This window comes from Flavobacterium johnsoniae, assembly GCF_001879205.1.
GTDB lineage: Bacteria > Bacteroidota > Bacteroidia > Flavobacteriales > Flavobacteriaceae > Flavobacterium > Flavobacterium johnsoniae_A.
This window is the reverse complement of record NZ_MLFK01000011.1, coordinates 257,009-271,266: the sequence shown is the minus strand read 5'-3', so window position 1 is coordinate 271,266 and position 14,258 is coordinate 257,009. Positions and strand designations below refer to the sequence as shown.

7 protein-coding genes are annotated in these 14,258 nt (G+C 35.3%); 1 reads left to right on the top strand and 6 read right to left on the bottom strand.

Features of this window, described 5'->3' with window-relative positions:
* Positions 1–69 precede the first annotated feature (69 nt).
* The gene (locus BKM63_RS21785) at positions 70–1,413 is read right to left on the bottom strand and encodes a PQQ-binding-like beta-propeller repeat protein (protein ID WP_242661213.1); all 1,344 of its coding nucleotides are present in this window, start codon (positions 1,411–1,413) and stop codon (positions 70–72) included.
* 115 nt (positions 1,414–1,528) lie between these two features.
* On the opposite strand from BKM63_RS21785, the gene kdsB reads away from it, so the two are divergent.
* Positions 1,529–2,263 carry a 3-deoxy-manno-octulosonate cytidylyltransferase gene (gene kdsB, locus BKM63_RS21780; protein WP_071638688.1) on the top strand — a complete coding sequence of 245 codons (735 nt, stop codon included), beginning with the start codon at positions 1,529–1,531 and terminating at the stop codon, positions 2,261–2,263.
* A gap of 270 nt (positions 2,264–2,533) precedes the next feature.
* Here the strand turns inward: kdsB and BKM63_RS21775 are convergent, their stop codons facing one another.
* The 5 genes from BKM63_RS21775 to BKM63_RS21755 form a co-directional block, all read right to left on the bottom strand.
* Positions 2,534–4,948, bottom strand: a complete 2,415-nt coding sequence (locus BKM63_RS21775; protein ID WP_071638722.1) for an alpha-ketoacid dehydrogenase subunit alpha/beta — start codon at positions 4,946–4,948, stop codon at positions 2,534–2,536.
* A gap of 187 nt (positions 4,949–5,135) precedes the next feature.
* Positions 5,136–7,883 carry an aminopeptidase gene (locus tag BKM63_RS21770; protein WP_071638687.1) on the bottom strand — a complete coding sequence of 916 codons (2,748 nt, stop codon included), beginning with the start codon at positions 7,881–7,883 and terminating at the stop codon, positions 5,136–5,138.
* 213 nt (positions 7,884–8,096) lie between these two features.
* Complete coding sequence (locus BKM63_RS21765; RefSeq protein WP_068845660.1) at positions 8,097–8,825, bottom strand: TIGR00730 family Rossman fold protein; 729 nt, start codon at positions 8,823–8,825, stop codon at positions 8,097–8,099.
* A gap of 602 nt (positions 8,826–9,427) precedes the next feature.
* Complete coding sequence (uvrA, locus tag BKM63_RS21760) at positions 9,428–12,262, bottom strand: excinuclease ABC subunit UvrA (protein WP_071638686.1); 2,835 nt, start codon at positions 12,260–12,262, stop codon at positions 9,428–9,430.
* Between the two features lie 132 nt (positions 12,263–12,394).
* Positions 12,395–14,179, bottom strand: a complete 1,785-nt coding sequence (locus BKM63_RS21755) for a chloride channel protein (protein ID WP_071638721.1) — start codon at positions 14,177–14,179, stop codon at positions 12,395–12,397.
* Positions 14,180–14,258: the final 79 nt, after the last annotated feature.

Here is a 14,258-nt window from a genome sequence, read left to right as displayed (position 1 = left end):
AACTTTGTGTTTTTATAAAACTATTTAATTTAAAATCTTTGCGTGATTTGCAATTAAATGCAAAAAGAATTATTTTTCTAAGTTATAAGCATATAAATATCCATCAGCACTTCCAAAATAAATGGTATTGCTGCTTATAAACGGCGAAGAGAGAATAGATCCTAATCTGTAAAATTGATCCATTACTTTTTTGTTGTTATCGTAAATTGATAAATCTTCATTTTGAGCAGTGTACCCAAAATCCAAAAGGTCATTTTTTAAAGTAGAAGCTGCAAATTGTTTCCGGTTTTCGGTACTTACAGAGTTAAATTCTTTTCCGTTAGAAAGTAGGTTTAAAGCAAAGAAATTCCCTGTGAAATCTCCAAAATAAACCGTATTTCCTGCAATTGCGGGAGATGAATAAACATAACCGTTTGTTTTAAGTCGGTATTTTTCTTTTCCGGTTTTTAAATCTAAAGCCAGTAACGCATAAGTATCCGAAGTTCCTACATAAATTGTATTGTCCTTAATTACAGCCGAACTTAAAATCCAGGAATTTTCGGCATCGTATTTCCAGTTTAATTTTCCTGTTTCAGCATCAAGCGAAAAAAAATGCGGATCACGTGCTCCAAAAAGTACTTTTCCGTCAGCAACAGCAACAGTAGATTGAATTCCTTTAAAACCCATTTGTGTTCCGGTTGCAAACTGCCAGATTTCTTTTCCATTTTCGACATTCAGGGCATATAAAACAGCGTCCCATCCTCCAATATAGATTTTGTTTTGATCAATTACCGGAGTTCCATGAACAGGTCCATTGGTTTTAAATTTCCAGATTTCTTTTCCTATTTTAGCATCAACAGCATAAATATTTCCGTCACTGCTTCCAAATAAAACTAAATTCGTTTTCCCGTTTTGATATACAATTGGAGACGATAAATAAAAATCCCATAAATCCTCCATATATTCTGTTTCAGGTTTCATTCCCCATAATCCAATTTCGCCCAGCCAGTGTTCGCCTCCGGTTTTAAACTTCCAGATTTCTTTTCCGGTCTGGATATTTACAGCGTAATAATAACCATCAAAACTGCCAAAATAAATGGTTTTTTCTGATATGCTTGGCGAACTGTGAATAGCGCCATTGGTTTTAAATTTCCATTTCTCATTTCCTGTTTTCTCATCAACGGCATAAAGAAAACCATCTTCGCTGCCAATGTAAACAATTCCGTTTTGAGCAATTGGAGAGGAGAAGATTCTGCCTTCGGTTTTAAATTTCCATTTTAAACTGGCAAGAGGCTGATATCCTTTTCCGTTAAAAATTTGATTGGAAAAAGCATTAAGCGTTTTGTTATTTTGGCTTAAAGCCGAATTGCTAAAAAATAAATTCACTAAAAGAAGCAGCACGATCAACAGTTTTCTCATGATTTTTTTTCTCATAAATATAATATCTTTTTTAAGACACTGCCAATCAGTTTTGTAACGATCTGTTTCAATTATGTTTTTTATCTAAGTTTTGAATACTTACATTTGTTTTGCTTAAAATTAATTTAAAATGAAAATAATAGCGGTAATTCCGGCAAGATATGCTTCAACACGTTTTCCTGCAAAGCTTATGCAGGATTTGGGAGGCAAAACAGTAATTCTACGAACGTATGAAGCGGCGGTTTCGACAAACTTATTCGACGTTGTTTTTGTAGTAACCGATTCAGATTTGATTTTTGACGAGATTGTTTCTAATGGAGGAAAAGCCATAATGAGTATCAAAGAACACGAATCTGGAAGCGACCGAATTGCCGAGGCTGTTGCCAATCTTGATGTAGATATAGTGGTGAATGTGCAAGGAGATGAGCCTTTTACAGAAGCCGGGCCTTTAGAACAGGTTTTATCTGTTTTTAAAAATGATGAAGAAAAGAAAATTGATTTAGCCTCTTTAATGCGTGAAATCACCAATGAAGACGAAATCAACAATCCGAATAATGTAAAAGTTGTAGTTGATCAATCGCAGTTTGCGTTGTATTTTTCAAGATCTGTAATTCCGTATCCGAGAGATAAAGAGGCTGGTGTTCGTTATTTTCAGCATATCGGAATTTACGCTTTTAGAAAACAGGCATTATTAGATTTTTACAGCCTTCCTATGAAATCTTTAGAAGCTTCTGAGAAACTGGAGCAGTTAAGATATTTAGAGTTCGGAAAACGCATTAAAATGGTTGAAACAACACATGTTGGAATTGGAATTGATACGGCTGAAGATTTAGAAAAGGCTCGTGCAATGTTGAGAGATATTTAATTACTCGTAGTTTGAACGGATTCGCTTTCGCAAAGACGCTGATTTAAACGGATTTTTTTTGTTTGTTTTTGTCAGGCTGAGCGAAGTCGAAGCCCTCAAAGTAAATAAACGCAATCTTGTCACCCGAGGAACGGAGAGATCTCTGTGAGTAACGCTGCAAATATTGCATAAAGAACTTTGTCAAAGTTTAAAACTTTGACAAAGTTGACAAAGGGTAAAAAATAAAAAAGCTCCAATTTGGAGCTTTTTTTGTATCTAAAACATTCTAAATTACTGATATAAATTTGGAAATTTAGAAGGATTAACTTCGTTCATCATGCTGTATACTTTCTCGAAAATATCTTCGGCAGAAGGTTTAGAGAAATAATCACCATCCGTTCCGTAAGCTGGTCTGTGCGCTTTTGCAGCAAGAGTCTGCGGTTTGCTGTCAAGATATTTGTAAGCATCCTGTTCTTCCAGAATTTGTTGTAAAATGAAAGCAGAAGCCCCGCCCGGAACATCTTCGTCTATTACTAAAAGACGATTTGTTTTGGCGATACTTTTTACAATGTCTTTATTTACATCAAATGGAAGTAAAGATTGAATGTCAATAACTTCACAGTCAATTCCTAAAACTAATAACTCCTCAGCGGCTTGCTGCACCAGTCTTAAAGTAGATCCATAAGAAACTAAAGTGATATCAGCACCTTCTTTTAGGGTTTCAACAACACCAATCGGCGTTTTGAACTCACCAAAATTAAGGGGAGTTTTTTCTTTTAAACGGTAACCGTTTAGACATTCGATTACCAATGCCGGCTCGTCACATTCCAGCAGCGTATTATAAAATCCTGCAGCTTGTGTCATATCCCTCGGAACCAAAACGTGGATACCGCGAATGGCATTTATAATCATTCCCATTGGAGAACCAGAATGCCAGATACCTTCTAAACGGTGTCCACGTGTTCTGATAATTAATGGTGCTTTTTGTTTTCCAACAGTTCTGTATTGCAATGTAGCCAAATCATCACTCATGATTTGAATTGCATATAATAAATAATCAAGATATTGGATTTCGGCGATTGGACGTAAACCTCTCAATGCCATCCCAATTCCCTGACCAATAATGGTAGCTTCACGAATTCCGACATCGGCAACACGAAGTTCTCCATATTTTTCCTGCATGCCTTCTAAACCTTGGTTTACGTCACCAATGTTTCCAACATCTTCCCCAAAAATTAAGGTTTCCGGATATTTGCTAAATAAAGCATCAAAGTTGTCACGCAAAATCATTCTTCCGTCTAAGTCCGGTTTAGCATTTTCAGCATATTCCGGAAGCACTTTTTTAACTGAAAATACATTTTGATCCGATTCTGAATGTAAATTACTGCTGAATTTTTCTTGAGTAATTTCTATAAAGTTTGTGATCCAGTTTGATAAAATGACCTTACTGTTTGGAACCTCAATAAAGCGTAAAATCTTTCTTGCGATTGCCAGCATTTCCTTTTTTAAAGGCGATTTTATAGCACTTAATTCTGTAATGTATTTTCTGATTCTTTCTTTATGGTTAATACTTGCTTCAGCAATCTGCTCCAATAAATTCAACAAATTTTGCTGATCTTCAATTATTGGATTAATGAAAGAATTCCATGCTTCTTTTTTAGCTTCAAGAACTTCTTTTTTCAATTCAAAATCAAGTTCTGCTAATTCTTCAGGCGAAGCAATATTGATTGCAATCATCCATAAACGCATCTGGCGGATACAGTCAAAATCCCTCTCCCAAGCGAGTCTTTCTGCACTTTTATAGCGTTCGTGTGAGCCAGAAGTAGAGTGGCCTTGCGGTTGTGTTAATTCGTTTACGTGAATTAAAACCGGAATATGCTCTTCGCGCGCAATGGCACCGGCTCTTTCGTAAGTAGAAACCAGTTCGGCATAATCCCATCCTTTTACCCTAAAGATTTCATATCCTTTTGAGTCTTCATCACGCTGATATCCTTTTAAGATTTCAGAGATATTTTCTTTTGTAGTCTGGTGTTTAGCATGAACCGAAATTCCGTATTCATCATCCCAAACGCTCATTACCATCGGAACCTGTAAAACTCCTGCCGCATTGATGGTTTCAAAAAATAAACCTTCAGAGGTGCTTGCGTTTCCAATTGTTCCCCAAGCCACTTCGTTTCCGTTTACAGAGAATTTGTCTTTGATTGTAATATCGTCAACATTTCTGTAAATTTTAGAAGCCTGAGCCAATCCCAATAATCTTGGCATTTGCCCTGCTGTAGGTGATATATCTGAACTTGAATTTTTTTGTTTTGTTAGGTCTTTCCAGGATCCGTCTTCGTTTAAACTGTGTGTAACAAAGTGTCCGCCCATTTGTCTTCCGGCCGACATCGGATCGTATTCTAAATCAGTATGACCGTATAGACCTGCAAAAAATTGTTTTGCTGTTAGTTCGCCAATCGCCATCATAAAAGTTTGATCGCGATAGTAGCCAGAGCGGAAATCCCCATTTTTAAAAGCTTTTGCCATTGCAAGCTGTGGTACTTCTTTTCCATCACCAAAAATTCCAAATTTGGCTTTTCCTGTCAATACTTCTTTACGACCTAAAAGGCTACATTCACGGCTGGTAACTGCAATTCTGTAGTCGTTCAATACCTCAGTTTTGAAATCTTCAAATGTTAACGTAGTATTGCTTTTTTCTGTTATCATAATCTGTGGGGTCATGTTGAGTCTGCGAAATTACTTAAAAACAATCAATAATCATAATTCTTTAAAATAAATATAATTTAATTATTTGTATTTAAAATCAAAAAACTACGTAGTTTGTTTATGTTATTTTTATTGTTTTTGTTCTTTTTCTGATAATAATTTATGTTTTTGATTAAAATTTATTCAATTAAAACCATTTTCTAGTAAAAAGAGTGACTAATGTTTTTGGAGCAAAAGTGACAACAAATCTAATTTTTTCACTGTATTTATTTTGAGAAATTTCCCATCCATTATTGGAATAGACCGGAAAATAAAGTTCAAAATAATCCGGAACTAAGTTTAAACGTATTCCACTGTCGTATCCGAAGTACTCTTTTTGATGTTTATTTTTTACAAGACCAACGTCGCCATAAACTTCAATCCAGTTCCATAAAGCATAACTCACATTTAAAGTTGTCATCCACTGGTTAGCAAATGCCGGGTTTAGTTTAGATTTAAAACCACCCTCGGCTATTACATACTGCTGACTAAAAAACCCGGTGGTTTCTGATCTTCCAAAAATATTGTAATCAAATAAATAATCAGTAGGCTTGTCTAAACCAAAACTAAAATAGTCGGAGTTTGTTGTGTTATATAAGAAGCTTCCGGCAAATAATCTCAAATTTATTTTGCGATTGTTTTCAAACAATCTTCGGTATTCAATTTCTCCGGAAATTTTCCCAAAACCACTGGAAAACTGGACATCTGTCATAAAATTAAAATGATCAACCAGCTCGGTTTTAGTGTTTACGTACCGCGCATTGAAAATCGAATAATTAGGTTTGGAATTATCCGTAATAAATTGACTTGCTTCTCGATTTACGATTACCTGACGAAATAAGATAAGCTGTTTTCTATTGTCTCTAAAGTTCTCTTCACGAATTCGAAACTGAACCATTGGATTCAATCTTAGATAAGTGGCATCTGGCGCATAATGAAAATAGTTCTGGCTTAGAGAATATCGTACATTATACAAAGTGCTGTTTCGATAGTACTGACTCCAAGAAAAAGCAGACGATCCTGATAATGTTCCGGCCTTTAAAGAGTAGGCGGGATTAATGTCAAAAATAAAAGGTTTGTCTAGTATCGTTTTATTGTGAAAACGAACTCCAGGTGTAAATCCGTCATAATAATTGTAAGTAAGCGTCGGAATGTATAAGATCTGGTTGTAATAGGGATCTTCTAAATCTTTTGCAAAATTAAATTTTATAGGTCTATTTGTGATCACCAGACTTTTTAATGATTTCCAGTTGTTTCTTTGATTGAATTCAGGAACTTCATTGTCATAATTGATAACCAGTTTGTCAGCATTTTTGCGATCAAACTGATAAACAGAATCGGCTTTTTTGGGTTCAATCCATTCTTTAAAAACGATTTCATTTTTCTTTAAGCCATATACCGGAATTGGAGCATAAATATCTGTTTTGTTTTTTATCGAAAATTTTACACTGTCTGCAGTTCTTGATACGTTTGTAAATTTATAGTCAATAATTTCCCGCGAATCGATTATGGTGTTAAAGAACCAGTCTAATTTTTTCGGACTTTTCTCAATCAGAATTTTTTCGAAATCAAAACGATTTGTCTGCTGTACCTTATTTAAATTATAAAATTCCTGAACACTCTCGGGAACAATATTATGATTTAAGTAATCGTCTAAATAACTCAAACTTAAACCTGCGCGGTATTTGCTTGCAATTTGTTCGTTAAACTTTATCAGCGTATTTTTTGGATCCCCAAGAGGCTGATCCAGGTTTTTACGTGCCATCAGCATATAATAATAGCTGTATTGCTCGTTAAAAGTCAGGTTGGTAATGTTGTAGCTTTTAAAGAGTTTCATTTTAGAAAGTCTTCCCAGCATTTTTTCGTCCAGATGATTTTCTTCCATATATTTCATCATGGCATAAATCTGGATTCCATCGTAAACCCAGTTATCTTTTCGCGGATCAAGACGGAGTGAATTTTTTAAATAATTGTTTAAATAAGTTTTGAAGAAGGTAATCTCAAACATAAACTCATCAGAAAACGGACTTATAAATGCCGGAAGCTGATTTAAACCATAAAATGGATTTCGCTCATAATCTGCCTGAGAAACAGTAATCTTTTCATGCGGGTATTTGCCCAGAAATTCATTTGCAAAGGCAGCAACTCTGTTGATTACGATTGCTTTTTGAATTTCGGTAATCTTCTTGTTTTTTAAATCCGAAAGTACTTCAATCGTTCCGTTATTATAACTTCTAAAATTATTTTGTTTTTCAATAAACATATTGAAATCAGTTCTGTTGTTTCCTGAAAATAAATAAGTGCTGTATGCTGTATTAGAAACGTCTTTTGAAACCGAATTTAAATCGGTTGTAATCGTATAATCGTTTGGAATTTTTATTTCAACTTCATAACTCGTAACCGCATTGGCAATATCATCAAGGTTGAAATTGTTGTATCTTGTAAAGCGGTGGTTTTCAAAACGCGCCGGACTCAAAAACCAGTTCTTTAAATTCATTCCGTTTGGGTCAAATCCATAATGCGTGAATTTACTGCTCGGAATTTTTGAAATATAAGTGATATGAAGATCAATCTGTTCTCCCGGACGCAGCTTTTTATTTAGCCTTACAACAATAAAATCAGGATTTTTGTCTGTTCTTTCCCATTCAAGTGCCATAGCGTTTGAATCGGTCAGGTTTAAAATGGTGGTATTTCCTCTTTCCGCAGCTTTTGCTAAATGAAAACCGCGATAAAATTCATCTGAAAAGCGTTTTGCTAATGGAGTATTTTTATCTGAAAAGGCATTATTCCAGTCATTCAGAACAATCGAAACCAATGTATCGTTAGAAGTATTAAAATAAGTAATATCCTGTTTTACATTCAGTGTTTTAAGTTCAAGATTGACCGCCACTTCCATCTTAGACTGATGTTGTGCATATTGTTTTATAGAAGTAAATAAAACAAAAAGGAGGATTATAATTTTATATAATGATTTCAAAAATTGGCTTAAAATTATAGATATACCTTAAATTACGTGCATAAAGTTGTTTTGGTTTTATGTAAAAATAGCATAAAAAAAGCTGTTTTAAAAAACAGCTTTCATTTTTTGTGATAATATAGAACTCAAACTTTAGAAGTTTGGACTCAAATCGTATTTCTTGTAGAATTTATCCAGAACGTCAACTACTTCATCTTCAGTATCAACGATCTTAAATAAGTTTAAATCTTCCGGACTTACAGTGTGCATTTTTTCCACTAAAACTGTTTTTACCCATTCGATCAAACCAGACCAGAATTCAACACCTACTAAGATAATTGGGAATTTTCCAATTTTTTTAGTCTGAATTAAGGTGATTGCTTCAAACATTTCATCCAAAGTTCCAAAACCTCCAGGCATAACCACAAAACCTTGCGAATATTTTACGAACATAACTTTTCTCACAAAGAAATAATCGAAATTCAGGTTTTTATCATGGTCAATATAAGGGTTAAAGTGCTGTTCAAAAGGTAGTTCGATATTTAACCCAACTGAGGTTCCGCCTCCTAAATGCGCACCTTTATTTCCAGCTTCCATGATTCCGGGACCACCTCCTGTGATTACTCCGTAACCTGCTTTACTGATTTTATACGCAATTTTTTCAGCCAATAAATAGTACTTATCGTCCGGCTTTGTTCTCGCTGATCCAAAAATTGATACGCACGGACCAATACGTCCCATGCTTTCGTAACCGTTTACAAATTCGGCCATGATTTTAAAAATCGCCCAGCTGTCGTTTGTTCTAATTTCATTCCACGTTTTTTGTTTCAAACGGTCCTGAATTACTTTGTCCTCATCATTATCAAAATCTTCTAATCTCATTTTAGGTATTTTAATTATTTATATTTTTATTTCTAGCTTTGTCTTTCATTGTGGTCAAAGTTGTCATCCTGAGCGTAGTCGAAAGAGAAGGAGTTGTTTACTTCGTTAGTTCGCTATCGCTTGTGTCCTGATGTCCACTATAATTCCCAATAAACAAAAAACTCCGGCTAAAAAGCCTTGTTTTCTAAGTCGGGAGATGCCGCTCCATCAGGGCTAGTACATCATTTTTCAATTGAAACAATCGTTTTTGCCCATAAAAAATTGCCAAAATCAAAAATTTGACAAAAAGGGCGTACTAAATTACTGCTTTTTTCGAGAATTGTCACAAGAATGTCTATTTATTAATTTAAATGTAACATTTCTTGGGTGTTGACTTTGGTTGTGGATTCATTATCAGGAGATTGGTGTGTTGAATATTGGCTTTACTATTTTAACCACACTCAGCATATCAATTTTAATTCTTTTTTGAATTGTGTAATCACATTTTGTTCCAATAAACAAAGGATGAAAAAAACGTGTAGACTAAATTTGAACGTAGACCTTTGTCAAAGTTTCAAATTTTGACAAAGGCCTCGCTGCTTAAGATTTTTTTAGTAAAGATTTTAAGCTTCCAATTCTTTTTTCAAGAATTTAGCCGTATAGCTTTTTTTGTTTTTTGCTACTTCTTCCGGAGTTCCTTTGGCGATCAATTGTCCGCCGCCTTTTCCGCCTTCAGGACCAATGTCTATTATGTAATCGGCAAGTTTGATAACGTCCATGTTGTGTTCAATAACCAGAATTGTATTTCCTTTATCAACCAGTTTATTGATAACATCCATTAGAACTCTAATGTCTTCAAAATGCAGTCCGGTAGTAGGTTCGTCCAGAATGTAAAATGTATTTCCGGTATCTTTTTTAGACAATTCTCCGGCTAGTTTGATACGTTGCGCTTCACCACCGGAAAGCGTTGTACTTTGCTGTCCAAGTGTAATATATCCTAAACCAACATCCTGAATTGTTTTTACTTTACGGTAAATTTTTGGAATGTTTTCAAAGAACGGAACCGCTTCATCAACCGTCATATCCAGAACATCCGAAATAGATTTTCCTTTGTATCGAATCTCTAGTGTTTCTCTGTTGAAACGTTTTCCCTGACAGGTTTCACATTCTACGTAAACATCCGGTAAAAAGTTCATTTCTATCGTTCTTACACCAGAACCTTCACAGGTTTCGCAGCGTCCGCCTTTTACGTTAAAGCTGAAACGACCCGCTTTGTAACCGCGAATCATACTTTCAGAAGTCATCGTAAACAAGTTTCTGATTTCTGTAAAAACTTCGGTATAAGTTGCCGGGTTTGAACGCGGTGTTCTTCCAATCGGACTTTGATCAATATCAATTACTTTGTCAATATGTTCTAAACCTTCAATCTTTTTATAAGGCTGCGGTTTTTTTACGCCGTTAAAATAATAAGCATTCAAAATAGGGTAGAGCGTTTCGTTAATCAAAGTCGATTTTCCGCTTCCTGAAACTCCTGTAACGCATATTAATTGACCTAAGGGTATTTCGATAGAAACATTTTTGAGGTTATTTCCTGTAGCACCGGTTAGTTTTAAAAACTTTCCGTTTCCTTTTCTTCGCTCTTTCGGAATCTCGAGCTTCATTTTACCGTTCAGATATTGAGCAGTAATAGTATTAGATTTTAGAGTTTCTGCCGGAGTGCCAATACTGATGATTTCTCCTCCGTATTTTCCTGCTTTTGGTCCAATATCAATTACATAGTCTGCTGTTTCGATCATGTCTTTATCATGTTCTACCACAATAACCGAGTTCCCGATATCACGTAACTGCTCCAGAGATTTAATTAGTTTTTCATTGTCTCTTTGGTGTAAACCAATACTTGGCTCATCCAGAATATATAAAACACCAACCAGTTGCGAACCAATTTGTGTTGCTAAACGGATACGCTGTGCTTCTCCGCCCGAAAGTGATTTTGAACTTCGGCTTAAAGCCAGATAATTCAAACCAACATTCATCAGGAAGTTCAAACGATCTTTGATTTCTTTAACCACTTCAGAAGCAATTAAAAGCTGTTTTTCAGATAAATGAGTGTTCAGATCCTGAAACCATGCGGTTAGGTCAGAGATATCCATATCACATAATTCTGTGATATTCTTTCTGTTTACTCTAAAAAACTGTGCTTCTTTTTTTAAACGAGAACCTTCGCAAACAGGGCAGTTAATTTTGTCCATGAAATCTTTTGCCCAGCGTTTTATGCTTGTGGTTGCGCTTTCGTCGTATTGGTTTTTGATGAAATTAGAAATTCCTTCAAAATCAATTTTGTAATCTCTGGTAACGCCCAGATCTTTTGAACTAACAGTAAATTTATCTTTTCCGCCATGTAGAATCATGTTCATGGCTTCTTCCGGAATTTTTTCAATTGGATCTGTAATCTTAAATCCGAATTTTTCTCCTATGGTTTCTAACTGCTTAAAAATCCAGGATGATTTATATTCGCCAAGCGGAGCAAATCCACCCGCTTTAATTGATAATTTCGGATTTGGAATTATCTTTTTAACGTTGATTTCGTGAACTGTTCCCAATCCGTTACAATGCGGGCAAGCTCCTTTTGGAGAGTTGAAAGAAAATAAATTCGGCTCCGGATTCTGGTATGAAATTCCGGTTGTAGGGCACATTAAATTTCGGCTGAAATAACGTACTTCATTGGTATCCTGATCTAAAATCATTAATACATTTTCACCATGATGCATGGCTGTATTGATACTTTCAGCCAGTCTTTTTTGATTATCTTCTGTATCTTCAATCAGCATTCTGTCAACGACAATTTCAATATCGTGGGTTTTATAACGATCCAGTTTCATTCCTGCCACTAAATCCTGAACTTCACCATTTACACGGACTTTCAAAAATCCTTGTTTGGTAATCTGCTGGAACAATTCGGCATAATGACCTTTTCGGGTTCTAATAATCGGCGCCAGAATATTGATTCGTTTTCCGTTAAAATCCTGAATAATCAAATCTTTGATTTGTTCATCAGAATACGAAACCATTTTTTCGCCTGTGTTGTAACTGTAAGCGTCTGCGCCACGAGCGTATAAAAGTCGCAGGAAATCATATATTTCAGTAATCGTTCCTACGGTCGAACGCGGACTTTTACTGGTTGTTTTTTGTTCAATCGCAATAACGGGAGAAAGTCCGTCGATCTTATCTACATCCGGGCGTTCTAATCCGCCAAGGAATTGTCTGGCATAGGCCGAAAAAGTTTCGACATAGCGACGCTGTCCTTCGGCATAAATCGTATCAAAAGCCAAAGAGGATTTTCCCGAACCAGATAAACCGGTAATAACCACCAGTTTTTCACGCGGAATAGAAATGTCGATATTTTTTAGATTATGAACTCTTGCACCAAGAACTTCAATAGTATTGTCTTTTTCTAACATAATTTTGAGCAAAACGCAAAGTTACCACTTTGATTTGTTCTTTTTGTGCTCGATAGCAAAACTTTATGTTACAAATAGTAACAAAATGAAATCGTTATTAACGCTTTACTTGTTGTGAAATAGTGAATAAGGTTATTCAATCGTCATAGCACGAAGCTTTGTTCGATAAGCTTCAAGTGCGATAGATTTTGAGATGATTCCAAAATATTTTTCATTTCGCAGAACAGGAAGAAAAGCTGATTTTGATCTTTCAAATTTAGTCATTACAATTTCCATGCTGTCATTAGATGAAATTGTGGCAGCAGGGGTTTTCATTACATCTTTAATCAAAGTATATTTTACGCGGTAAGCATTGAAGATAATTTCGCGGATATCATTGAAATGTACGATACCAACAAGATCTCTTTCGTTGTCTACAACAGCAAAAACGACCTGATTAGAATGGGAGATAAGATCCACCAATTTACTTAAATGATCTTCCGGGGAAACCGTTAAATAATCCGTTTGAATAATAGTATCGATGTCAAGTGTAGATAAAATATTCGAATCTTTATTGCTGGTAAAAGCGTGTCCTTTTTTTGCCAGATTTTTTACGTCAAGCGAATATTTTTCAAAACGTTTTGAAATGGCAAAGCTTATTGAAGACACAATCATAAGCGGAATCATCAAGCCGTAACCTCCTGTAATTTCTGCAATAAGGAAAATTGCGGTAAGAGGGGCATGAAATAGACCACTCAAAATTCCGGCCATTCCAACCATTGTAAAATTACTAATTGGCAATTTGGATAGCCCAATGAGTGTAATGAATTTTGAAAAAAAATAGCCTAAATAAGATCCTAAAAATAGAGAAGGAGCGAAGTTACCACCATTTCCGCCACTTCCTATTGTAAGTCCGGATGCGAATACTTTTACCATCATGGTGCAGCCAACAAACAAAAGCAAAACCCAATGATTGTTTCTCCAGCTGGCAAACAATGTATTGTCTAATAATTGTCCCGGATCACTTTCAGACAAAGTTTTGATGCTTTCGTAACCTTCCCCAAAAAGTGTGGGGAAAATAAAAATAAGCAATGCTAAAAGAGAAGAACCAATCAGGGCTTTTTTATACGGTCCCATTTTTAGTTCTGAGAAATAATGCTCAACTTTCTGAAAGTTTCGTGCGTAATAAACCGCAATAAATCCGGTTAACAAGCCCAAAATAACATAGAAAGGAATGTTGTGATAATCGAATGTTTCTTGTTTTTTAAACGATAAAAGGATGCTTTCGTCTAATACAATTGCCGAAACCAAGGCGCCTGTTGCGGCAGAAATCATAATAGGTGTGAAGGCAGAAATACTAACATCAACCAGTAAAACTTCAATCGCAAAAAGAACTCCGGCAATAGGGGCGTTAAAGGCAGCGGCAATCCCGGCCGCAACCCCGCAGCCAATAAGCAGAGTCCTGTCTTTATACGTCAGTTTGTAATTTTGGGCATAATTGGAGCCAAAAGCGGCACCTGTAATTACGATAGGGCTTTCCAGACCTGCAGACCCTCCTAAACCAACTGTTAAGGAGCTGGTTATAATCTGGGCATACATTTGCTTTTTCGGAATTATACTTGCTTTTTTAGCAACGGCATACAATATTTGAGAGGTTCCTTTTTGAATGGTTCCGTTTAAAACTTTGTTGACAACCAAAACCGTCAGCAAAATACCAATAATAGGCAGGATACTGTTAATAAAACCTAATTTTAAAATACCGCTGATGTAAGTGGCAAAAGAAAATACGCTATGCGCAAAAGTTTTTAAAACAATTACTGCAAATGCGCAGGAAATTCCAACCAAAACACTTGATAAAAAAATAAATTGCTTTGGTGTCAAAATAGATTGAGACAAGGCAATAATGCTTTCTAATTTTCGAAACAGTTTTTTTATCATTATTTTTTTTAAATTTACAGAGAATGCAAATTTAGCTTTAAACATTCTATTTTGTCAAATTTTTCTATTTAAATCTTTT

Excerpts from the sequence above, each read along its gene's own strand:
- BKM63_RS21785 (WP_242661213.1), bottom strand. The coding sequence starts at position 1,413 with ATGAGAAAAAAAATCATGAGAAAACTGTTGATCGTGCTGCTTCTTTTA.
- kdsB (WP_071638688.1), top strand. The coding sequence starts at position 1,529 with ATGAAAATAATAGCGGTAATTCCGGCAAGATATGCTTCAACACGTTTT.
- BKM63_RS21775 (WP_071638722.1), bottom strand. The coding sequence starts at position 4,948 with ATGATAACAGAAAAAAGCAATACTACGTTAACATTTGAAGATTTCAAA.
- BKM63_RS21770 (WP_071638687.1), bottom strand. The coding sequence starts at position 7,883 with ATGGAAGTGGCGGTCAATCTTGAACTTAAAACACTGAATGTAAAACAG.
- BKM63_RS21765 (WP_068845660.1), bottom strand. The coding sequence starts at position 8,825 with ATGAGATTAGAAGATTTTGATAATGATGAGGACAAAGTAATTCAGGAC.
- uvrA (WP_071638686.1), bottom strand. The coding sequence starts at position 12,262 with ATGTTAGAAAAAGACAATACTATTGAAGTTCTTGGTGCAAGAGTTCAT.
- BKM63_RS21755 (WP_071638721.1), bottom strand. The coding sequence starts at position 14,179 with ATGATAAAAAAACTGTTTCGAAAATTAGAAAGCATTATTGCCTTGTCT.